Here is a 20,794-nt window from a genome sequence, read left to right as displayed (position 1 = left end):
CTAGATACAGGTCAGCGCGCCACCCGGCGTGGCCGGCCGGCACCCGTACCCCATCCGCCGACTACCCGGACTCACCTGGAGACAGCCGTGCACGTCCCCTTCTGGGCCTGGGCAGCCTTCGTCGCCGCCCTCGTCGCCCTCCTCGCCATCGACCTGCTCGCCCACCGGCGGGCCCACGTCATCAGGCTCCGCGAGGCGGCGCTATGGAGCGCGCTCTGGGTGAGCCTCGGCATCGGCTTCGCCTTCGTCATCTGGGCCTGGCAGGGGCCGGCCGCGGCCGGCGAGTACACGGCCGCCTGGCTGCTGGAGAAGAGTCTGTCGGTCGACAACCTCTTCGTGTTCGCCCTGATCTTCGGGTACTTCCGGGTGCCGCGGGAGTACCAGCACCGGGTGCTGTTCTACGGCGTGCTCGGCGCGCTGGTGCTGCGGTTCGCGTTCATCGCGGGCGGCATGGCGCTGCTGAACACCTTCCACTTCATCATCTACGTGTTCGGCGCGTTCCTGGTCTACACCGCGGTGAAGATGGTCCGGGACTCCGGCGTCGACGTGGACCCGGGCCAGAGCCGGGCGGTGAAACTGCTCCGCCGGGTCATGCCGGTCACCGACGAGTACCAGGGCCAGCGCTTCGTGCTGCGCCGGGCGGGCAAGCTCGTCGCTACGCCGCTGCTCGCCGTCCTGGTCGCGGTGGAGACCGCCGACGTGCTGTTCGCGTTCGACTCGGTGCCGGCGGCGCTCGGCGTCACCGACGAGACCTTCCTGGTCTACTCGGCGAACGCGTTGGCGATCCTGGGTCTGCGGTCGCTGTTCTTCCTGCTCTCTGGCGCGCTGGACCGGTTCCACCACCTCGGCACCGGCCTGGCGGTGATCCTCGCCTTCATCGGCGTGAAGATGCTGCTCACCGACGTCGTGCACATGCCAATCGCCGTCTCGCTCGGCGTCATCGGCGTGCTGCTGACGGCCTCGGTCATCTGGTCGCTGGTGACGCCTCCGCCGCCGGCCGACCCCGATGAGGAGGACCCGGGCGCCGCGCACCTGCCCCCCGTGGCCGCGGTGGGCGCGGTCACGGGGGGCGGCCAGGACGCCTCGATCCGGTCGGAGGACCCCACTGCGCCACGGGACGGCGACGTCCTGAGCGGCTCGTCGCGAGCCGACCGCTAGGAGACGCCGCCGGGACGAGACGACGACGAGGTCTCCCGCCCCGGCGTGGAACGCCCCTGGTGCCCGGCACACGACGTGTGCCGGGCACCAGGGCGTACGGGCACCCCGATCGCCGGGCCGGTGCCGACCGAACCGCGCGTCACCCAGGCTCGCCGGGTGCCGCCTCGGGCCGGTCCGCGCGCCGGCGAACCCGGGACCGGATGGCCTGGGCGGCCAGGCGCAGCGCGCCGACCACCAGCAGGAGCAGCAGCCCCTCGGTGGCGTGGCTGTCCAGCCAGGTGACCAGACCGCGGGCCCACGGCGCGACGGCGCGCGCCGCCAGCAGGTAGGTCGTCGTCGAGATGACCGTGCCCGGGATGAGGAAGCGCAGGAAGCGCCGCCAGGGGACGTCGCCGCCGCCCAGCGCCGCGTCGACGGCCGCGTTGGTGTTGATCAGGCAGAAGTACAGCAGGGCCCGCTCGGTCGAATGGCGTGAGAGGGCGCCGACGAGGCGCTGCCCGCCGGGACGCAACATCATCAGTGAGCGCAGGTTCGCCCTGGCGACGCCGAAGTAGCCGACGTCGACCAGCGCCCGCAGCGGCACCGCGATCAGCAACGTCGGCAGCACCGGAGCGGACCCGCCGACCAGGAGCAGGATCGAGGGCGTCGGCCGCAGCGCGACGAGCAGCAGCGGCGCGGTCGACGCCAGCCGGGTGGACAGCGCCAGCCCCAGCACCCCGCCGCCGATGAGCACCGCCAGCAGCGCGACCGGCCAGAGCCTGGCCGCCCACCGCGCCCCGCGCCAGCCCGCCCCGCGCCACCGCGCCCCGCGCGACCGCGACTCCGCTGGCTCCGGCTGTTCCTCCACTGGACCAGCATGCCCGCGGCGTCTCCTCTGCCCGGCGCGTAGGGCAGACTCGGCGGCGTGCTGACGGTGGGACTAACCGGTGGGATCGGGTCGGGTAAGAGCGCCGTGTCGGCCCGGCTGGCGGAGCACGGCGCGGTGGTCGTCGACGCGGACAAGCTCGCGAGAGAGGTGGTCGAGCCCGGCACCCCTGGGCTCGCGGCGGTCGCCGAGGCCTTCGGGCCGGGGGTCCTGCGCCCGGACGGCAGCCTGGACCGCGAGGCGCTCGGAAAGATCGTCTTCGTCGACCAGGCGGCGCGCAGACGGCTGGAGGGCATCACCCACCCGCTGATCCGGGACGAGACCGCCCGCCGGTTCGCCGCCCCGCCGCCCGACGCGATCATCGTGCACGACATCCCGCTCCTGGTCGAGGCCGGGATGGCGAAGGGTTACGACGTCGTGGTCGTCGTCGAGGCGCCGCGCGAGCTGCGGCTCGAGCGCCTGGCCGGCCGCGGGCTTCCCCGCGACCAGGCCGAGGCGAGGATGGCCAACCAGGCCGACGACGCAGCCCGGCGCGCCGTCGCCGACGTCCTGCTCGACAACGCGGGGACCCTCGCCGAGCTGCACGCCCAGGTCGACGCCCTGTGGCGTGACCTCGTCACCCGCCGCGATGCCCAGCTGTGACGTCCGGTCGTGACGCTCGGCCGTGACGTCCGGGGCGACGCCCGTCATGGGGTCCGGCGGTGACCGAAGGTCGTCCTCCGCATACGCGACGATCATGTATTTAGATTGGCTAAGGAAGTAGCGTCCGTATATGGCACGCGAATGGGACGCCACGACGTACGACAGCCTGCCCCTCCCGCACGAGCGGTGGGGGCGGCGGACACTCGCTCGGCTGGAGCTGAGCGGCACCGAGACCGTGCTCGACGCAGGTGCCGGTACCGGGCGGGACACGGTCGCGCTGCTGGAGGCGGTGCCGGATGGCCGGGTGATCGCGCTGGACGCGTCCGAGAAGATGCTGGCCGCGCTGCTCGCCCGGCTCGCCGACCGGCCGGACCTGCGAGACCGCCTGACGGTGCTGCGGGCCGACCTGACGACGCCGCTGCCGCTGTCCGAGCAGGTCGACGCGGTTTTCAGCGTCGCGACCTTTCACTGGGTCCCCGACCACGACGCGCTGTTCAAGAACCTTGCCGCAGTCCTGCGCCCAGGCGGTCAGTTGGTCTTCGACTGCGGCGGTCACGGCAACATCGCGGCCGTCGAGCGGGTGGTTGGTGAGCTCGTCCCCGACCGGCCGGTGGTGTGGCCCTTCGCGACCGCCGAGGAGACCGCGGACCGGCTCGGCGCGACCGGCTTCGTCGACGTCGAGACCTCGCTCGACCCGGACCCGACCCGGCTCGACGATCCCGACATCCTGCGTCGGTTCCTGGAGACGATCCTCCTGGGCTCCGACCTGGACCGGCTGCCCATCGACGAGCGGGCCGGGTTCGTCAACACCGTCGCCGAACGACTGCCCGAGCCGGTCATCGACTACGTCCGGCTGACCGGCACCGCCCGCCGCGCGGGCTGAGGCGGGCGCCAGGCTCGGCCCGGCGGATGTGGCGGCATTCGCGAGGTGCGTCCGGACAGGGTGTGTTCGGGCAGGACGTGTCCGGATGGCGTGTGTCCAGATGGAGATGGGTACCAAGTCTGGACAAGGTGCGCCGGAGGCGGAAAGGTCGGTCACGTTGCGCACCATCCGGGGGCTGGGCTGGCGCGGACGTGTCGGCCCAGCCCCGAGACCGCCACAAGGGAGCCGACGTGCACCTCGAGCCCCGCAGCATCGCACCCACCCGGCAGACGCCCTGCGCCCTCCCGCCGAACATCCTTGAGCGGATCATCCGCAACGGCACCGAGGAGCAACGCGACTGGGCGCTGAGCACCTTGTCGCTGGACACGACCAACCGGATGATCCGTGTCCACAACGCGCAGGTGGCCGCCGCGCTGCCGCGTCGCCGGCCGCGCCCGGTGCCCGCGTCGCCGTCCGCGCGTCGCACGATCGCCGACGCCCAGGGCGCCGAGACGCTGCCGGGCAAGACCATCCGCACCGAGGGGCAGGCGTCGGTCAGCGACGTCGCCGTGAACGAGGCCTACGACGGCCTCGGCGCCACGTTCGACTTCTACTCGACGGTCTTCCACCGCGACTCGATCGACGACGAGGGCCTGGCGCTGCTCGCGACGGTCCACTACGGCGACCACTACGACAACGCCTTCTGGAACGGCGAGCAGATGGTCTTCGGCGACGGCGACGGCGAGCTGTTCAACCGGTTCACGATCTCGCTCGACGTCATCGGCCACGAGCTCACACACGGTGTGACCGAGGACGAGGCAGGGCTCGCCTACCTGAACCAGGCGGGTGCGCTCAACGAGTCCGTCAGCGACGTTTTCGGGTCCCTGGTGAAGCAGTACAAGCTGGGCGAGAAGGCGGAGGACGCCGACTGGCTGATCGGAGAGGGCCTGCTCGCCCCCGGAGTGCAGGGTGTGGCGCTGCGCTCGATGAAGGCCCCGGGAACCGCGTTCGACGACCCGGTCCTGGGCAAGGACGACCAGCCGGCGAACATGTCCGGCTACGTCCGCACCACCTCGGACAACGGCGGCGTACATACCAACTCCGGTATCCCGAACAAGGCCTTCTACAACGCCGCGATCGCCTTCGGCGGCCATGCCTGGGAAAAGGCAGGCAAGATTTGGTATGAGACGCTGCGTTCGTCGCAGCTGCGTTCGAACGCCTCGTTCGTCTCGTTCGCGAACGTGACGGTCACCCAGGCCAGGGCGCTCTTCGACGCGGACGCGGTCAAGGTCGTCCAGAACGCCTGGCGCGCGGTCGGCGTCAAGATCTGACGGGCGTCCGGGTCCGCCGGGGCACGCGGAGGCCGGCGAGTTGCTGGGACCGGCACCCTCGCCGGGCCTCCGTGCGGCGGACCCGGGTGCTGCGCCGCCGCATGCCGGCGGGGAGGACAGCGGAGAGGACAATCGCCGTATGACTGGGGCCGAGCGGGTGCGCGTCGTGCTGGAACGGTCCGGCGGGTTCGCCGGCCGGACGATCCGGCGCGGCCTGGACACCGACGACCTGCCAGCCGCGGCGGCGGACCGCCTTCGCGCGCTCGTCGCCGGGCTTCCGGAGGCGCCCGCGCGGGCGATGGCCACCGCGCCCGACCGGTTCGCCTACACGGTCGAGGTCGACGGCGGTGACCGCCGCGGGCGGCACCACTTCGCCGAACCGGTTCCCGCGGAGGCCAAGGATCTGATCCAGTTACTCTCCCGGGCCCCGCTGCTGCCCGCTCCTCGCTAGCGGGCCGCGGCCCGGAGGTCACTTGGGGCGGGGGCCTACCTACCCGTTTGGCGATCGAGACCGTCAAGAAACGGCGCAGGGGCGGCGAGATCGGTTCTCGCGGAGATTCTTCTTTGGTATTCCGCGCGTTACCCGCGGCGTTTCCGGGGTGGGGACACGGGTATCCACTCGGCCTTACCGTCGAGCACGTCGGAGGCTGCCGTGTTCCAAATCCTGTGGATCGTGATCGGCGGGGCGATCGTCGGTCTGCTCGCCCGCGCGCTGATGCGCCGAGGAGGCGTTCCGCTGTGGGCGACCGTCGTCCTGGGTATTATTGGCGCCCTTATCGGTAATGTCATCGCGAGCGCAATCGGGGTGCGCCATACGGGCGGAATCGACTGGATCCGCCATATCCTTCAGATCGGCGTCGCCTGTGGCCTCGTCGCGCTGGCGTCCCCGTTCTTCCTGCGCAGGCGTACCGGTGGCGGTGGTGTCGGCGGCGGGCCGTCGATGTTCGGCGGCGCGGGCCGCCGCTCGCACACCCGCGACCGCTCGCACATCGACCTGCGATAGCCACCCGCCGGGTGCGACACCCCGGTTCTCCCCGTCCGCCGGCCGAGGGCGACACGCCTCGGCCGGCGGACGCATGCTCGCTGACGGCTGACGGCTGACGGGTGCCGGGCGGATCGGCTCGGGGCGAAAATGATTTGTCCGTCGTCGGGTGGTCCCGCATGCTGATCAGACGTGCGTACCTGAGCCGGGCAGGCTTCCCGGCGACGACAACCTTCTCGGTGCCGACAATCTCGTCGTGCCGACAATCCGCGGACGGATGGCCGAAATAGGCCGCTTACCGCAAGAAGCAGGAGCAACAGTCATGAGCCCCGTGGCGCGGCTCGGTGGTGGGCGTGCGCCGATCTGGATGTGGACTCGGCCTGAGAGCGTGGAGAGCGCCGCGCTGGACCAGCTTCGCGGGATTGCCTCGCTTCCCTACATCCATCACCACGTAGCCGTCATGCCGGACGTACACCTGGGCAAGGGGGCGACCGTCGGCTCGGTCGTGGCGATGCGGGACGCGGTCTCCCCGGCCGCGGTCGGCGTCGACATCGGCTGCGGGATGGCGGCGCTGCGGACGAACCTGACCGCCGCCGACCTGCCCGACGACCTCGGCGCGGTGCGGTCCGCCATCGAGGCGGCCATCCCGGTCGGGCACCGTCATCACGCCACCGTGTCCAGCAGGGTCCGGCGGAACGCCGACCTGTGGGACACCTTCCCGGAGCTGCACCCGAAGGTCTCCGGCCTGCTGGGCAGGGCGATGACGCAGCTCGGCACCCTGGGGTCGGGCAACCATTTCATCGAGCTGTGCCTCGATGCCGACGACGCCGTCTGGATGATGCTGCACTCCGGTTCCCGCAACATCGGCAAGGAGCTCGCCGACGCGCACATCGGGGTTGCCAAGGGCCTGGCGCACAACACCGGCCTGCCCGACCGGGACCTCGCGGTGTTCCTCGCTGGCACCCCGGAGATGATCGCCTACCGCCGAGACCTGCGCTGGGCGCAGGAGTACGCGTGGCGCAACCGGCAGACCATGCTCGCCCTGTACACCGACGCGCTGCGCGGCTTCTTCCCGGCGCTGCGGGTCCCGTGCCCACCAGCCGAGGGCCCGCACGCCGGCGACCCGGCCTTCGCGAACGTCAACTGCCACCACAACTACGTCGCGGAGGAGCATCACTACGGTGCTGACGTGCTGGTGACCCGCAAGGGTGCGATCTCGGCTCGGGCCGGCGAGTACGGCATCATCCCCGGCTCGATGGGTACCGGCTCGTACCTCGTTCGCGGCCTGGGTAACCCGGAGGCGTTCGCCTCCGCGCCGCACGGCGCCGGGCGGCGGATGAGCCGAACCAAGGCGCGCAAGACGTTCACGATCGACGACCTGCGCACCCAGACGGCCGGCGTCGAATGCCGCACCGACCCCGGGGTGATCGACGAGATCCCCGCCGCCTACAAGGACATCGACGAGGTCATCGGCTTCAGCGGCGACCTCGTCGAGGTGGTCGCGCGGCTGCGCGCCGTCCTCTGCGTCAAGGGCTGACCCCGGACGGGACCGCCGCGACCGTCGTCACCGTCAGGACCCCGTCATGGCCATGGCACGGCCAATGGACTGAGGACGTTCATCGGAACGGACCTTACGGTGGGTCCTGTTCGTTGGACAATACGTTTCGACACATGGCGGTCCCGGCTGGCCAGTGGCCACGCGTCACCGCGTGGCCACTGGCTCCTGGAAACAGGGGAGGACGTGCATGCCCGACGTCAGAGTGGTTTCGAACGACGACACCAACGACAACCCTGGCGACGCCAACGACAACGACCTCACACACCTCACGGCCCCTGCGGCACCGGCGGGCCTGTCCGGCCCCACCGAGCAGGCAGGCCCGGCGCAGTCCGCCTACCACAGCTTCGACGCCGAGCGGTTGGAGATCCAGACCGGCTCGATGCGCGTCGCCGCCACCTTCGAGCCGCCGATGCTGTCGATCGACGGTGACATAGATGTCTCGGTCCTGCCTGCGCTCGTCGGCACGCTCGCGAAGGTCGCCCACCACGGCCGCGGCGACGTCCGCGTCGACCTGGCGAGGCTGCGCCGCGTCGACGTCGGCGGCCTGCGGGCGTTGGTGGCGTCGGCGGGGAACCTGAACCGCGACGGGCGGCGGCTCGTGCTGCACGCGGTCGCGCCCTGGCTGCTCGGCCTCCTGATAATCACCGGCTGGGACGACGCGCCCGGCCTGCGCCTGCTTCCCGGGCCGGTGCCCACCGGATAGCCGGGCCGGCACCGCGCTCAGCCGACGAGTGCGGCGAGCGCCGCGCGCAGGGCGCTGGTGTGGGCGGCGACGTCGCCGTCGGTGGTGGCCGGGGACATCAGCGCCATCATGTGGAACGGGGTCATCAGCACGCCCCGGTTGAGCAGGGCCAGGTGCAGGTACGCGTCCAGGCGCTCGTCGAAGGCGGCCGAGGCCTCCGCGCCGTCGCGGGCGGGCCGGTCGCCATGGGGGCCGGCGCCGGCCATGTACTCGACCCGGCAGCCCAGGCGCACCGTGTGCCAGCCCAGCCCGGTCACGGCGAACAGCTCGGCGGCCTCCGTCTCGAAGCGGGCCGCGAGCCTCGTCATCCGGCTGAACGCCGCCGGGGTGAGCACCTCGGTGAGGGTCGCCCGCGCGGCGGCGAACGACACCGGGTTCGCGGCGAGCGTGCCGCCGATGCCGTTGACGTCCGTCAGCTGTGGGACGTCATGCTCCAGCACGCGAGCCGCCACGGCGGCTGTCATCCCGTAGGCGCCGATCGGGATCCCGCCCGCGATCGGCTTGCCGATCGTCAGGAGGTCGGGCCGGAGGCCGTGGGCGGCGGTGTAGCCGCCGGGTCCAGCGCAGATCGTGTGCGTCTCGTCGATGACGAGCAGTACCCCGTGCGCGTCGCACAGCTCGCGCAGCCCCGCGTGGAAGCCCTCGTCCGCGAGCACGATGCCGACGTTGGTCAGCGCGGGCTCCGTCAGCACACAGGCGACGTCGCCGTGGGCGAGCTCGCGGGCCGCCGCCGCCAGGTCGTTGAACTGGACGACCCGGGTCGTGCTGGCCGGGTCGACCTGCGGCCCGAGGCTGCCCGGCCGGGGGACGACGGCGCCGCGCTCGTCCAGCGTCGCCGCGGTCTCGTCGACGGTGCCGTGGTAGCAGTGGTCGAAGACCAGCACCTTCGGGCGGCCGGTGATCTCGCGGGCGAGCCGGAGCACGAACCGGTTGGCGTCGGTCGCGGTTAGGGTGAACTGCCACAGCGGCAGGCCGAACCGGTCGCGCAGCAGTTCGGAGACGACGGCCGCGTCGGGCGAGGGGAGCATCGTGGTGATCGCCGAAGCCGCCTGCGCGGCGACCGCCGCGACGGTCGGGGCCGGGCAATGGCCGGCCATCGCTCCGGTGTCGCCGAGGCAGAAATCGACGTAGTCGTGCCCGTCGACGTCGGTGAGCCGGCTCCCGGACGCGGACGCGACCACCACCGGATAACTGCCCGGCCAGCGGGTCATCCAGTTCATCGGGACGCCGTCGAGCTGCGAGCCGCGGGCCCGCTCGTACGCCGCGCCGGCGGCCGGATGGGTCTCGACGAACCGAGCGGTCTCGGCCGCGAGCAGCCTTTCCAGCCTTTCCAGCTCAATGACCGACATAGGCGCTCAGTCTACGAACAGTCGCCCGGCACAGGCAGTACGGCGGCCGGGCCCGAAGGTGCGCCCCCGCTCTGTCAGCTACCCGGCATCGCGATGTTCAGGGGGGCTGACTCCGCCTAGCTTCGCACCATCGTGCTGTCTGGGGGAGGACCGGGATGAAGCGAACGATAGCGACACCGTTGCTGGCGACCGTGGCGACTGGACTGCTGTTCGCCGGTGGCTGCGGGGGTTCCTCGGGGTCTCCGGGGGACACGTCCATCCCAGGCGCGCCGAGCACCGCGACGACAGCCGAGCCGATAGCGACCGCTCCCGCCGGGGACGCGCCCGCGACGTCGTTGCCACCGGGTGCCCAGCAGGGCCTGTTCGACCTCAACGACGACGGCACCCTCGACCCCACCTGCGGCACCCAGGACTTCGGCGGCGGGCTGGTGCTGCGCATCCCCTGCGGGGACTTCAGCGGGTACGCCCACACCCCGGAGGACGGGACCACGCTGGTGCCGGACTCGCTCTACCGGCTGCCCGGGCCCGACACCGTCGACCTCACCGGCATCTCGGGCGGGAATCTCGCCGCGCAGGACGAGGCGGGCCGCGAGGTCTTCATCCTGATCTTCAACAGTGACGGCCTGTTCGAGACCGGCAGCGACGCCATCAACAGCACCGACACCATGGACGCGACCATCAGGTTGATCAACACGCACTACGCCGGCGGCGACATCCAGGTCCGCGGCCACGCCGACGCGACCGGCTCGGCGAGTGTCAACCAGCCACTGTCGGAGCGCCGGGCGGCCACCGTCCAGCGCTACCTCACCGACCACGGGGTCCAGGCCGCCTCGGTCACGTCCATCGGGTTCGGCAGCGCGCACCCGCTGGTCCTGGAGACCAACCCGGACGGCTCCGCCAACCCCACGGGCCAGCACTTCAACCGCCGCGTCGAACTCGTCGTCCGCCTCCCCAAGAAGTAGTGCCCGGGCAGTCCGCTGACACCGCGCCACCGGGACCGCGCCGTCACCAGCCCCTGCTGCGCCATTCGGCGAGGTGGGGGCGCTCGCGGCCGAGGGTGCTGTCCTTGCCGTGGCCCGGGTAGATCCAGGTGGTGTCCGGCAGCGGGCCGAAGACCTTGGCCTCGAGGCCGTCCATCAGGGACGTGAAGGCGGCCGCGTCGCCCCGCGTGTTCCCCGGTCCGCCAGGGAAGAGGCAGTCGCCCGTGAACAGGTGCGGGGCGGACGGCTCGGCGTCGTGGAGCAGGGCGATCGAGCCGGGGGTGTGGCCGACCAGGTGGATCGCGCGCAGGGTGACCTCGCCGACCTGGATCTCCTCGCCGTCGCGCAGCAGCGTCACGGTGGCCACCGGGATCGCGGGCGCGTCGTCCGGGTGCGCGACGGTGGTCGCGCCGGTGGCCGCGACGATGTCGGAGAGTGCCTGGACGTGGTCGGCGTGGCGGTGCGTGGTGACCACGGTGGCCAGGCCCTCGTCGCCGATCACGCGCAGCAGGGTGTCCGCCTCGTTGGCCGCGTCGATGAGCAGCTGCTCGCCGGTGGCGGCGCAGCGCAGCAGGTAGCAGTTGTTGTCGAACGGGCCGACCGCGACCTTGGTGATCGTCAGGTCGGGCAGCTCCCGGACGTCCGCCGGCCCGCCCACCGTGACGTCGCCCGTGTACCCGCGCACGCTCATAGCTCCTCCTGCACTGCCACCGGCGGCCACTCGGCCGCGCGCCCGACGTCTCCGGCGCCACCATTCTCCCCGAGCACCCGCTGAGGACCGGCCGGGCACGGCTGGAAGGCACCCGGCGGGGGCTCACCAGCCAGCGGCGGCCGGGTTCGCGGGCGGGCCGGCGGGGCGCGGCCCGCCGGGGCGTGGCCGGACGCTGTCGAGACCGGCGAGCGCCATCCGGGTCCTGATCGGGACCGCGTGCCAGCGCGACCGGGCGGCGGGCTCCCACCAGGGCAGCGCGACCGCCTGGATCAGGCCGGCGAGGATCCACCCGGCCCTGGCGGCGTCGGGCCACCGGCCAAGGACCGCCTTGCGGGCCGCCAGCAGGGCGAGCTGGGCCGCGTGCACGGCCAGCCAGCCCCGGCCTATGGTCGCGCGGTGGCGGACGGCGTAGGCGACGGCGGCCCGGCCGAGCTCGCGCTGGAGCTCCGCGTCCCGGCCGGCGGTGCCACCGCCGGTGTGCAGCACCGGCCAGGCGTCGTCGCACCAGTCGATCCGCCCGTCGGCGGCGAGCAACCGGGCGAACAGGTCCGTCTCCTCGTAGTAGAGCCAGAAGGACGGGTCGAAACCGCCGATCCGCAGGAACGCCGACGTGCGGATCGCGAAGAACGCCCCGACCGGGTACCGCAACGCCGGCCAGCGCGCCACCGCGGCGGTCTCGCCGCGCAGCGCGGTGAAGGCGCTGGTGCCGGTGGTCGGCAGCACCGCGGTCGACCGCCCCGGCCCGCCGTCATGCGCGCGGATCGAGAACCCGAGGGCGTCGACGTCGGCGGCCGCCTGCGCGAGCAGTTTCGGCAGCATCTCCTGGGTGTCGGCGGGAATGGCGACATCGCTGTTGACGACCAGCAGCCAGTCCGGAAGGCCGCCGGGCGCGTCTACCTCCGGGGCGGCCGTCAGGGCTCGTTTGACCGCGAGATTCACCGCAGCGCCATAGCCGATGTTGCCGTGCCCCGTGTAAACGCGTACGCCGTCGGGCACGGCGCCGTGCGGCCTGCCGAGCTTGTTCTCGACCAATGCGACCCGGCAGCTCGCCATGCCGGCGAGCGCGCCGAGCAGTCTGTTCAGGTGGGGTGAGCCGCCGTAGGAGACGACGACCGCGAGCAGGCTGTGCAATATTCCGCCCTCCTGGGCGCGGGCCAGCCGCTCTTCGTCGTGATTTCGGCGACCAGCGTGCTTGATGACCGGTCTCACCGTAACCACCTCGGCGAGGCAGGCCCGGAAATTCTTTCCGGCGAGTCGGGGAAACAGCATGACCCTGGTCACGTCATACCAACTCGCTATCTCCCTGAATTTTCGTTCCGACCAGATGAAACATAGACAGCATACGGATCCGAATCGTTGCTGGAAGGACGAAAAGGCGTGTTGTGTCCGCCTTGTAATCGTCGCTCCGATACAGGGATGGCCGGTCGCGAGCGGTGCGGTGCGGGGGGCGGGAGGCCGCCGGGGACGGCGCCGCCGCGCGGAGGCCGCAGGTGGCGGACGGCGACCTCGCCCCACCAACCCACCAGCGCGCCCGACCCGGCCCGGCGGTCCGGCCCGCTGGGCCGCCGCCGGGGGTGGCCCCGATGTGGCCCCTCCGCGGGCACCGCATCCCGGGTCGCTAGTATCGAACGGACGTTCGGGAAGGCGTCCCGCGTCCGAGAAGTGTCGTATCCCATCCGTACGCTGGGAGTGCCTTTGTTCGGGCCCGGGTTGTCCGTATCGGGTTGAGCGCAGGGCAAGGAGCGTCGCCGGGCCGGGACCGCGGGTCAGGGCCCGCGGTCGGCGCTCCGGGTGCCGAAGTGCTGTCCCGTGGTCCCACGAACGCGATGCCAGGTCTGGCGCGGGTGGGGCCGACGAAGCCGAGAAGACGTGAGGAACGCGGATGACGGACCGTCTCGTCGTGCGGGGTGCGCGCGAACACAACCTGCGCGACGTCGACCTCGATCTCCCCCGCGACGGGCTGATCGTCTTCACCGGGCTGTCCGGCTCGGGGAAGTCCAGCCTGGCGTTCGACACGATCTTCGCCGAGGGGCAGCGACGCTACGTCGAGTCGCTGTCGGCCTATGCCCGCCAGTTCCTCGGGCAGATGGACAAGCCGGACGTCGACTTCATCGAGGGCCTGTCGCCGGCGGTCTCGATCGACCAGAAGTCGACCAACCGCAACCCACGCTCGACGGTCGGCACCATCACCGAGGTCTACGACTACCTGCGGCTGCTGTTCGCCAGGGCCGGCCGCCCGCACTGCCCGAAGTGCGGCCGGCCGATCGCGCGGCAGACCCCGCAGCAGATCGTCGACCGGCTGATGGAGCTCCCCGAGGGCACTCGTTTCCAGGTGCTGGCCCCGGTGATCCGCGGGCGCAAGGGCGAGTACGTCGACCTGTTCGCCGAGCTGCAGGGCTCCGGCTTCGCCCGTGCCCGGGTGGACGGCACGGTCGTCCCGCTGACCGACCCGCCGAAGCTGGAGAAGCAGAAGAAACACACGATCGAGGTCGTCGTCGACCGGCTCGCGATCAAGGAGACCGCCAAGCGCCGGCTCACCGACTCGGTCGAGACCGCGCTGCGCCTCGGCAACGGCCTGGTACTGCTCGACTTCGTCGACCGCGACCCGCACGACGAGGACCGCGAGCGGATGTACTCCGAGCACCTCGCCTGCCTCTACGACGACCTGTCGTTCGAGGAGCTCGAGCCTCGCTCGTTCTCGTTCAACACCCCCTACGGCGCCTGCCCCGAATGCACCGGCCTCGGCACCCGCAAGGAGGTCGACCCGGAGCTCGTCGTCACCGACCCGACGCTGTCGCTCGCCGGGGGTGCGATCGGCCCCTGGTCCGGCGGGCACAACAAGGAGTACTTCGAGCGGCTGCTGTCCGCGCTGGCCGAGGACCTGCACTTCTCGATGGACACCCCGTGGGAGGCACTGCCCGACCGCGCCCGCAAGGCGGTGCTGCACGGCAGCGGCGACACCGAGATCCACGTCGGGTACACCAACCGCTACGGCCGCAAGCGCTCGTACTACACGAGCTTCGAGGGCGTCATCCCGTTCCTGGAGCGCCGCCTGCGCGAGGCCGAGTCGGACACGAGCCGCGAGCGCTACGAGGGCTACATGCGCGACGTGCCGTGCCCGTCGTGCCGGGGCGCCCGGCTCAAGCCGGAGTCGCTCGCCGTGACGGTGGGCGGCCGTTCGATCGCCGAGGTCTCGGCGATGTCGATCGGCGACTGCGCCGGCTTCCTCGGGGACCTCGACCTGACGGAGCGGGAGCTCTCGATCGCCGGCCGGGTGCTCAAGGAGGTCGACGCGCGGCTCGCGTTCCTGCTCGACGTCGGCCTCGACTACCTCTCCCTCGACCGTTCCGCCGGCACCCTCGCCGGCGGCGAGGCGCAGCGGATCCGGCTGGCGACGCAGATCGGCTCCGGCCTCGTCGGCGTGCTCTACGTCCTCGACGAGCCGTCGATCGGCCTGCACCAGCGCGACAACCGCCGGCTCATCAAGACGTTGGTGCGGCTGCGTGACCTGGGCAACACGCTGATCGTCGTCGAGCACGACGAGGACACGATCCTCGCCTCCGACTGGGTCGTCGACATCGGCCCGGGCGCCGGCGAGCACGGCGGCCGGGTCGTCGTCTCCGGGCCCGTCTCCGAGCTGCTCACCAGCGAGGAGTCGCTGACCGGCGCGTACCTGTCCGGCCGGCGGTCCATCCCCGTCCCGGCGGTGCGCCGCCCGCCGACGAAGAGCCGGACGCTCACCGTCCACGGCGCCCGCGAGCACAACCTGCGCGACGTCACGGTCTCGTTCCCGCTCGGCTGCCTGGTCGCCGTCACCGGCGTCTCCGGGTCCGGCAAGTCGACCCTGGTGAACGACATCCTGGCCGCGGTGCTGGCGAACAAGCTCAACGGCGCTCGCGAGGTCCCCGGCCGGCACCGCACCGTCTCCGGCCTCGACCACCTCGACAAGGCCGTCCGCGTCGACCAGTCACCGATCGGGCGGACCCCGCGCTCCAACCCGGCGACCTACACCGGCGTGTTCGACCACATCCGGCGGCTGTTCGCCGAGACCACCGAGGCGAAGGTGCGCGGCTACCTGCCCGGCCGGTTCTCGTTCAACGTCAAGGGCGGCCGCTGCGAGGCGTGCTCCGGCGACGGCACGATCAAGATCGAGATGAACTTCCTTCCGGACGTGTACGTCCCCTGCGAGGTGTGCGCCGGCGCCCGGTACAACCGGGAGACCCTCGAGGTCCACTACAAGGGCAGGAACATCGCCGAGGTGCTCGACATGCCGATCGAGGAGGCGGCCGAGTTCTTCGCCGCCGTCCCGCCGATCGCCCGCCACCTGCGCACCCTCAACGACGTGGGCCTCGGCTACGTCCGGCTCGGCCAGTCCGCGCCCACGCTGTCCGGCGGCGAGGCGCAGCGGGTCAAGCTCGCCTCCGAGCTGCAGCGCCGCTCCACCGGGCGCACCGTCTACGTCCTCGACGAGCCGACCACCGGCCTGCACTTCGAGGACATCCGCAAGCTGCTCGGCGTGCTCGGCCGCCTCGTCGACGCCGGCAACACCGTCATCGTCATCGAGCACAACCTCGACGTCATCAAGACGGCGGACTGGCTGGTCGACATGGGCCCCGAGGGTGGCACCGGCGGCGGCCGGGTCGTCGCCGAGGGCACCCCGGAGGCGGTGGCCGCGAACCCGGCCAGCCACACCGGCGTCTTCCTCCGCGAGATCTTCTCCGGCCGCGCCGAGAAGTCAGCGACCGCCGACGCCTCCCAGCTCACCTCGGTCATCGGAGCCACCAGCGCCGCCTGACGTTTCGCGACGCCGGGGCCGCGCGGCTCGGCGGCCACGGCGTCCGCCGCGCGAACACCCGCGCGGCGGGGTTGATCGTGTCGCCGGCTAGGGTTGCCCGGGAGCGAAGGCGTGGCACCCGGTAACCTGCCCGGCGCCGAACCGAACGAGACGGAAGGCTGAGGCTGGTGTCCACTGCGGTCGTTGTACTCGTGCTCGACGGCGCCATCGAGCACCGCGTCGACATCTCCAGCCTGGTCGACGCCACCACGCCGTGGGAGGCGCGGCTCGCCACGCTGATGCGGGAGATGCAGGGCTGGCTGACCCGCGGCGAGGTGACGGCACTCCCGCTGGACGGCGGCGGCCAGGTGCTGGTCGCCTGGCGATCGATCAAGACCGTCGAGATCCGGCAGTAGCTGGCGGCGCGGCCATTGGGTGACGTGGCCGGTGGGGTGACGTGGGTGTCCCGTGCTTGGACGGGCGAGAAGGTGGCACCCTGACGGTGTGAGCCGGGACGAGCCGAAGGGACGACAGCGGACGGTGCCGACACATCAGCCGGCCGACCCCGGGCCGCTCGCGGTCGCGCTCACCGAGGACGAGGCCGTCGCCGCCGCGGTGGCGCTGGTCGCGCTGGCACCCGGCCCGGCGAGCGACGCCGCGCGGGAGGCACTGCACAAGGTCCTCACGGCGCTCGGCCCGGCGGGCCATGACAGGGTCACGGAGCTCGCGGCCCGGATGTGGGCCCGGCCGGACGGGCTGCCGCGCATACCGGCCACCCCGGTCATCGAGGACGCCATGCGTGACGGTGTCGCCGTCAGCATCGACTACGTCGACGCGGCCGGGAGGTCCAGCCACCGGCGGGTCGAACCGCACGCCTTCGCCTACGCCCGCGGCAACTGGTACCTGATGGCGTGGTGCCTGGACAAGGACGCGCCGCGCTGGTTCCGCTGGGACCGCGTCGAGCGCGCCGAACTCACCACCACGCCCATCCAGCCCCGCGTGGCCTTCTCCGTCTATCCCGCCCCGAGCCCCCGCGCCTGAAGGGCCGGCCGCGCCGTCAGCGGCCCGGGTGCTGGTTGGGACGGCCGAGGCCGGAGGGGATCACGGCGCGGCCGCGCGCCGGGGCCGTCTCGATCGCGCGGCGGATCTCCGCGGGGCCGACCGTTCCGACCACCCGGGGATGTCCCCGCTCGTCGCGCTGCTCCTCGTCGAGGACGAGGACGCAGCCGGCGGCGGGCCGGCTGGCGAGCCGGGGGACGACGACCGTGAGCGGTTCGTCCGGCCGGGCCGTCGGGACCGAGGACAGCGGGATCGTCACCCGGCTCACCTTGGCGAGGTCGCGGTCGTCGAGCGGCACGGAGGCCAGGTCACGCACCAGGGCGGCGCCGGCCAGCGACTCGTCGAAGTCGTGCACCGTGAACACGGTCGACATCGGCCTCCCCGGCGCCGCGGCGGAACGCAGCGCCTCGTCCACGGTCTGCCAGGCCGGCAGCCGGGGCGGCGGCGGGAGCATCACGTCCCGGACGAACACACCCTCGAGCGCGGTACCGGCGCGCTGGCGCGCCTGCGCCAGTCGGGAGGTGCCCAGCGCCATCCAGCCGAGCAGCACCGCCCACAGCCCGATCAGCCCGACGAGGAAGCAGGCGACGACCCCCGCGGCGATCATCGCCCAGCCGATGGCCACGCCGGTCCGCGCGACGACCGCCTCGGCCCGGCGGGGATCTCCGGTGCGGCGCAGCACGGACGCGGCCAGGATCCGCCCGCCCGGGGTCCGTGGCGACGGCAGCAGGTCGACCAGGGTGATGAGCAGTGTGAACGTCCCCACCCAGAGCGCGACCTGCCCGGCCAGCGCGAGCGTCCCGCCGGGCGCGAGCGCGCCGAGCGTCACGAAGACCGCGCCGCACAGGCCAGTCGCCAGCAGGCCCGCGCGGGCGATGGCCGCGTCCACCCGCGGGTCGAGCCCGCCCGGCCAGGACCGGCCCTGGCCGGCCGAGTCGGGAGGCTGCTCCGGCTCGGCCGGCCGCCGCGCGCCGCCGGCGGGCTCGGCCGGGTAGGGCTCCGTGGGAACACCCCAGACGATCTCGTCGCCGGGGCGCCTCCAGCCACCCGGCTCACCCGGTCCACCCGGCCCGCCCGGCCGGGCGAGCACGAGCCGGCTGCCGAACGCCCCGAGCACGATCGCGTGCACCTCGAGGCCGGCCCGGCGGGCCGCGACGGCCCGCAGCAGGTCGGCGACGACCAGGATCGCCAGCAGCAGGAGGGCACCGAGCAGGCCGGCACTGACGTACGCGGATCCCGTCCGGCTCGGGACGGTGACCGGCAGCGTTAGCCAACCGAGCAGCGCGGTGATGACCGCTACCGAGACAATCAGCCCCGGACGCACGATGATCCGGGGGATCCGCCTGCCCCGGTCCGCGTCATGGGTGGTCATTGCGCTCGTGGCTCCTTCCGAGGTTGCCCCGCGCGGTGATGCCGGCCTACGCGGTCGCCCTTCGCTCACTCAACGTCTGTCGTGCCCCTCGCCCTCCCACCCGAACCGGCGATCTCGCTACCAGCGTGGGCATTTTGCCGGTCTGCGCCGGACCCGCCCGGGCAGGGCCCACCCGCTCGGCACGGGCACATCCGCCCGCGAGGGCGTGTCGGCTCGTCCTGGGAACTGTCGGAGCCGTGTGGTGTTCTAAAGGGCATGAGCACGACGTTCGAACGCCCGACTCTGAGCGTGGAGCGCTCCAGCGCGCCCTTCACGGTCGTCTCCGACTACCAGCCGTCCGGTGACCAGCCAGCGGCGATCAAGGAGCTGGCACGGCGCATCAGGGCCGACGAGAAGAACATCGTGCTGCTCGGCGCCACCGGTACCGGCAAGTCCGCGACGACGGCCTGGCTCATCGAGGAGCTACAGCGTCCGACGCTGGTGATGGCACCGAACAAGACCCTCGCGGCCCAGCTGGCCAACGAGTTCCGTGAGCTGCTGCCGAACAACGCCGTCGAGTACTTCGTCTCGTACTACGACTACTACCAGCCCGAGGCGTACATCGCGCAGACCGACACCTACATCGAGAAGGACTCCTCGATCAACGAGGAGGTCGAGCGGCTGCGCCACTCCGCGACGATGAGCCTGCTCACCCGGCGGGACACGATCGTCGTCGCCTCCGTGAGCTGCATCTACGGCCTCGGCACGCCGCAGGAGTACATCGACCGGATGGTCCGTCTCACCGTCGGCGAGGAGATCGACCGCGACATCCTGCTGCGCCGGCTGGTCGACGTCCAGTACGCCCGCAACGACCTGGCTTTCACCCGCGGCACGTTCCGGGTCCGCGGCGACACGGTCGAGGTGTTCCCCGTCTACGAGGAGCTGGCGGTACGCATCGAGCTCTTCGGCGACGAGATCGAACGGCTCTCGTACCTGCACCCGCTGACCGGCGAGATCGTCCGCGAGGTGCAGCAGGTGCACGTCTTCCCGGCGACCCACTACGTGGCGGGCCCCGAGCGGATGGAACGGGCGATCACCGGCATCGAGGAGGAGCTGGCCGCCCGGCTGGAGACGCTGGAGGGGCAGGGCAAGCTGCTGGAGGCGCAGCGGCTGCGGATGCGGACCACCTACGACATCGAGATGATGCGCCAGGTCGGGTTCTGCTCCGGCATCGAGAACTACTCGCGCCACATCGACGGCCGCGCCGCCGGCACCGCGCCGCACACGCTGCTCGACTACTTCCCCGACGACTTCCTGCTGGTCATCGACGAGTCGCACAACACGGTGCCGCAGATCGGTGGCATGTACGAGGGCGACATGTCCCGGAAGCGCAACCTGGTCGACCACGGCTTCCGGCTGCCGTCGGCGATGGACAACCGGCCGCTGCGCTGGGAGGAGTTCCTGGAGCGCATCGGCCAGACCGTCTACCTGTCGGCGACACCCGGCCCGTACGAGCTGAGGGTCGCGGACGGCGTCGTCGAGCAGATCATCCGGCCGACCGGGCTGATCGACCCGGAGATCATCCTCAAGCCGACGAAGGGCCAGATCGACGACCTCGTCCACGAGATCCGGCAGCGGGCGGAGCGCGACGAGCGGATCCTGGTCACCACGCTCACCAAGAAGATGTCCGAGGACCTCACCGACTACCTGCTGGAGCTAGGCATCCGGGTGCGTTACCTGCACAGCGAGGTGGACACCCTGCGCCGGGTGGAGCTGCTCACCGAGCTGCGCCGCGGCGACTACGACGTGCTGGTCGGCATCAACCTGCTGCGCGAGGGCCTCGACCTGCCCGAGGTGTCGCTGGTCTCGATCCTGGACGCCGACAAGGAGGGCTTCCTGCGCTCCGAGCGGTCGCTGATCCAGACGATCGGCCGCGCGGCCCGCAACGTCGCCGGCCAGGTGCACATGTACGCCGACAAGATCACCCCGTCGATGCGTACGGCCATCGAGGAGACGAACCGCCGCCGCGCCCTGCAGGTCGCCTACAACGAGAAGAACGGCGTCGATCCTCAGCCGCTGCGCAAGAAGGTCATGGACATCCTCGACGACATGGTCCGGGAGAACGCCGACGGGGAGCTGTACGGCGGCGGCCGGGCACAGTCCCGTGGCAAGGCGCCGGTGCCCGGGATGAAGTCACGCGGCGGCAGGCAGGACGCCGTCGGCCGCTACGCCGCGGAGCTCGCCGGGATGCCCCGCCACGATCTGGCGAACCTGATCCGCCAGCTGGACGACCAGATGCACGAGGCGGCCAAGGAGCTCCAGTTCGAGCTCGCCGCCCGCCTGCGCGACGAGATCGGCGAGCTCAAGAAGGAGCTCCGCGGCATGACCGCCGCCGGCGTCGACTGACCGGCCGGCGGTGACGCGAGCCT

At 71.9% G+C, this 20,794-nt stretch carries 18 protein-coding genes; 13 read left to right on the top strand and 5 right to left on the bottom strand.

Going from position 1 to position 20,794, the window contains the following annotated elements; genetic code table 11:
* Positions 1–87 precede the first annotated feature (87 nt).
* Positions 88–1,158, top strand: coding sequence for a TerC family protein (locus FRCN3DRAFT_RS0236950; protein WP_007514567.1), 1,071 nt, complete (start codon positions 88–90; stop codon positions 1,156–1,158).
* Between the two features lie 139 nt (positions 1,159–1,297).
* Here FRCN3DRAFT_RS0236950 and FRCN3DRAFT_RS48045 read toward each other — a convergent pair whose 3' ends face one another.
* Complete coding sequence (locus FRCN3DRAFT_RS48045) at positions 1,298–2,005, bottom strand: hypothetical protein (RefSeq protein ID WP_007514569.1); 708 nt, start codon at positions 2,003–2,005, stop codon at positions 1,298–1,300.
* Between the two features lie 66 nt (positions 2,006–2,071).
* On the opposite strand from FRCN3DRAFT_RS48045, the gene coaE reads away from it, so the two are divergent.
* From coaE to FRCN3DRAFT_RS0236910, 7 genes are all read left to right on the top strand, one after another.
* Positions 2,072–2,665, top strand: coding sequence for a dephospho-CoA kinase (coaE, locus tag FRCN3DRAFT_RS0236940; RefSeq protein WP_007514570.1), 594 nt, complete (start codon positions 2,072–2,074; stop codon positions 2,663–2,665).
* 130 nt (positions 2,666–2,795) lie between these two features.
* Entirely contained in the window at positions 2,796–3,548 is a 753-nt protein-coding gene (locus tag FRCN3DRAFT_RS0236935; protein ID WP_007514573.1) for a class I SAM-dependent methyltransferase, read from the top strand.
* A gap of 230 nt (positions 3,549–3,778) precedes the next feature.
* Positions 3,779–4,858: a M4 family metallopeptidase gene (locus FRCN3DRAFT_RS0236930; protein WP_007514574.1), complete on the top strand. Its 1,080-nt coding sequence runs from the start codon at positions 3,779–3,781 to the stop codon at positions 4,856–4,858.
* A gap of 139 nt (positions 4,859–4,997) precedes the next feature.
* The gene (locus tag FRCN3DRAFT_RS0236925) at positions 4,998–5,309 is read left to right on the top strand and encodes a protealysin inhibitor emfourin (protein ID WP_007514576.1); all 312 of its coding nucleotides are present in this window, start codon (positions 4,998–5,000) and stop codon (positions 5,307–5,309) included.
* A 222-nt stretch (positions 5,310–5,531) separates the two neighbouring features.
* A complete protein-coding gene (locus tag FRCN3DRAFT_RS0236920; protein ID WP_342435977.1) occupies positions 5,532–5,861 on the top strand; it encodes a GlsB/YeaQ/YmgE family stress response membrane protein in 330 nt (109 codons plus the stop codon).
* Between the two features lie 301 nt (positions 5,862–6,162).
* Positions 6,163–7,377, top strand: a complete 1,215-nt coding sequence (locus tag FRCN3DRAFT_RS0236915; RefSeq protein ID WP_007514579.1) for an RtcB family protein — start codon at positions 6,163–6,165, stop codon at positions 7,375–7,377.
* 208 nt (positions 7,378–7,585) lie between these two features.
* Positions 7,586–8,101 (top strand): STAS domain-containing protein, encoded by a 516-nt coding sequence (locus FRCN3DRAFT_RS0236910; RefSeq protein WP_007514581.1) that lies wholly within the window; start codon positions 7,586–7,588, stop codon positions 8,099–8,101.
* Between the two features lie 17 nt (positions 8,102–8,118).
* Here the strand turns inward: FRCN3DRAFT_RS0236910 and FRCN3DRAFT_RS0236905 are convergent, their stop codons facing one another.
* Complete coding sequence (locus tag FRCN3DRAFT_RS0236905; protein ID WP_007514583.1) at positions 8,119–9,489, bottom strand: transaminase; 1,371 nt, start codon at positions 9,487–9,489, stop codon at positions 8,119–8,121.
* A 155-nt stretch (positions 9,490–9,644) separates the two neighbouring features.
* Here FRCN3DRAFT_RS0236905 and FRCN3DRAFT_RS0236900 point away from each other — a divergent pair, with 155 nt between their 5' ends.
* Positions 9,645–10,451, top strand: a complete 807-nt coding sequence (locus FRCN3DRAFT_RS0236900) for an OmpA family protein (protein WP_007514585.1) — start codon at positions 9,645–9,647, stop codon at positions 10,449–10,451.
* Positions 10,452–10,494: 43 nt separating this feature from the next.
* Here FRCN3DRAFT_RS0236900 and FRCN3DRAFT_RS0236895 read toward each other — a convergent pair whose 3' ends face one another.
* Both FRCN3DRAFT_RS0236895 and FRCN3DRAFT_RS0236890 read right to left on the bottom strand, forming a co-directional pair.
* Positions 10,495–11,160, bottom strand: coding sequence for an MBL fold metallo-hydrolase (locus tag FRCN3DRAFT_RS0236895; protein WP_007514586.1), 666 nt, complete (start codon positions 11,158–11,160; stop codon positions 10,495–10,497).
* 123 nt (positions 11,161–11,283) lie between these two features.
* Positions 11,284–12,312: a glycosyltransferase family 2 protein gene (locus FRCN3DRAFT_RS0236890; RefSeq protein WP_035931528.1), complete on the bottom strand. Its 1,029-nt coding sequence runs from the start codon at positions 12,310–12,312 to the stop codon at positions 11,284–11,286.
* Between the two features lie 751 nt (positions 12,313–13,063).
* Here FRCN3DRAFT_RS0236890 and uvrA point away from each other — a divergent pair.
* From uvrA to FRCN3DRAFT_RS0236875, 3 genes are all read left to right on the top strand, one after another.
* A complete protein-coding gene (gene uvrA, locus FRCN3DRAFT_RS0236885) occupies positions 13,064–15,976 on the top strand; it encodes an excinuclease ABC subunit UvrA (protein ID WP_007514588.1) in 2,913 nt (970 codons plus the stop codon).
* Between the two features lie 167 nt (positions 15,977–16,143).
* Positions 16,144–16,371 (top strand): hypothetical protein, encoded by a 228-nt coding sequence (locus tag FRCN3DRAFT_RS0236880; RefSeq protein WP_007514589.1) that lies wholly within the window; start codon positions 16,144–16,146, stop codon positions 16,369–16,371.
* A gap of 88 nt (positions 16,372–16,459) precedes the next feature.
* Positions 16,460–16,996, top strand: a complete 537-nt coding sequence (locus tag FRCN3DRAFT_RS0236875; RefSeq protein WP_232794369.1) for a helix-turn-helix transcriptional regulator — start codon at positions 16,460–16,462, stop codon at positions 16,994–16,996.
* A 16-nt stretch (positions 16,997–17,012) separates the two neighbouring features.
* Here the strand turns inward: FRCN3DRAFT_RS0236875 and FRCN3DRAFT_RS0236870 are convergent, their stop codons facing one another.
* Positions 17,013–18,386 carry a zinc metalloprotease gene (locus tag FRCN3DRAFT_RS0236870; protein WP_007514591.1) on the bottom strand — a complete coding sequence of 458 codons (1,374 nt, stop codon included), beginning with the start codon at positions 18,384–18,386 and terminating at the stop codon, positions 17,013–17,015.
* Between the two features lie 255 nt (positions 18,387–18,641).
* On the opposite strand from FRCN3DRAFT_RS0236870, the gene uvrB reads away from it, so the two are divergent.
* On the top strand, positions 18,642–20,771 hold the full coding sequence (uvrB, locus tag FRCN3DRAFT_RS0236865; RefSeq protein ID WP_007514592.1) for an excinuclease ABC subunit UvrB: 2,130 nt from the start codon (positions 18,642–18,644) through the stop codon (positions 20,769–20,771).
* Positions 20,772–20,794 lie beyond the last annotated feature (23 nt).

It is taken from the genome of Pseudofrankia saprophytica (assembly GCF_000235425.2).
Taxonomy (GTDB): Bacteria; Actinomycetota; Actinomycetes; order Frankiales; family Frankiaceae; genus Pseudofrankia; species Pseudofrankia saprophytica.
This window is presented reverse-complemented; position numbering and strand designations above follow the sequence as displayed.

Excerpts from the sequence above, each read along its gene's own strand:
- FRCN3DRAFT_RS0236935 (WP_007514573.1), top strand. The coding sequence starts at position 2,796 with ATGGCACGCGAATGGGACGCCACGACGTACGACAGCCTGCCCCTCCCG.
- FRCN3DRAFT_RS0236925 (WP_007514576.1), top strand. The coding sequence starts at position 4,998 with ATGACTGGGGCCGAGCGGGTGCGCGTCGTGCTGGAACGGTCCGGCGGG.
- FRCN3DRAFT_RS0236915 (WP_007514579.1), top strand. The coding sequence starts at position 6,163 with ATGAGCCCCGTGGCGCGGCTCGGTGGTGGGCGTGCGCCGATCTGGATG.
- FRCN3DRAFT_RS0236910 (WP_007514581.1), top strand. The coding sequence starts at position 7,586 with ATGCCCGACGTCAGAGTGGTTTCGAACGACGACACCAACGACAACCCT.
- FRCN3DRAFT_RS0236905 (WP_007514583.1), bottom strand. The coding sequence starts at position 9,489 with ATGTCGGTCATTGAGCTGGAAAGGCTGGAAAGGCTGCTCGCGGCCGAG.
- FRCN3DRAFT_RS0236900 (WP_007514585.1), top strand. The coding sequence starts at position 9,645 with ATGAAGCGAACGATAGCGACACCGTTGCTGGCGACCGTGGCGACTGGA.
- FRCN3DRAFT_RS0236895 (WP_007514586.1), bottom strand. The coding sequence starts at position 11,160 with ATGAGCGTGCGCGGGTACACGGGCGACGTCACGGTGGGCGGGCCGGCG.
- uvrA (WP_007514588.1), top strand. The coding sequence starts at position 13,064 with ATGACGGACCGTCTCGTCGTGCGGGGTGCGCGCGAACACAACCTGCGC.
- FRCN3DRAFT_RS0236870 (WP_007514591.1), bottom strand. The coding sequence starts at position 18,386 with ATGACCACCCATGACGCGGACCGGGGCAGGCGGATCCCCCGGATCATC.
- uvrB (WP_007514592.1), top strand. The coding sequence starts at position 18,642 with ATGAGCACGACGTTCGAACGCCCGACTCTGAGCGTGGAGCGCTCCAGC.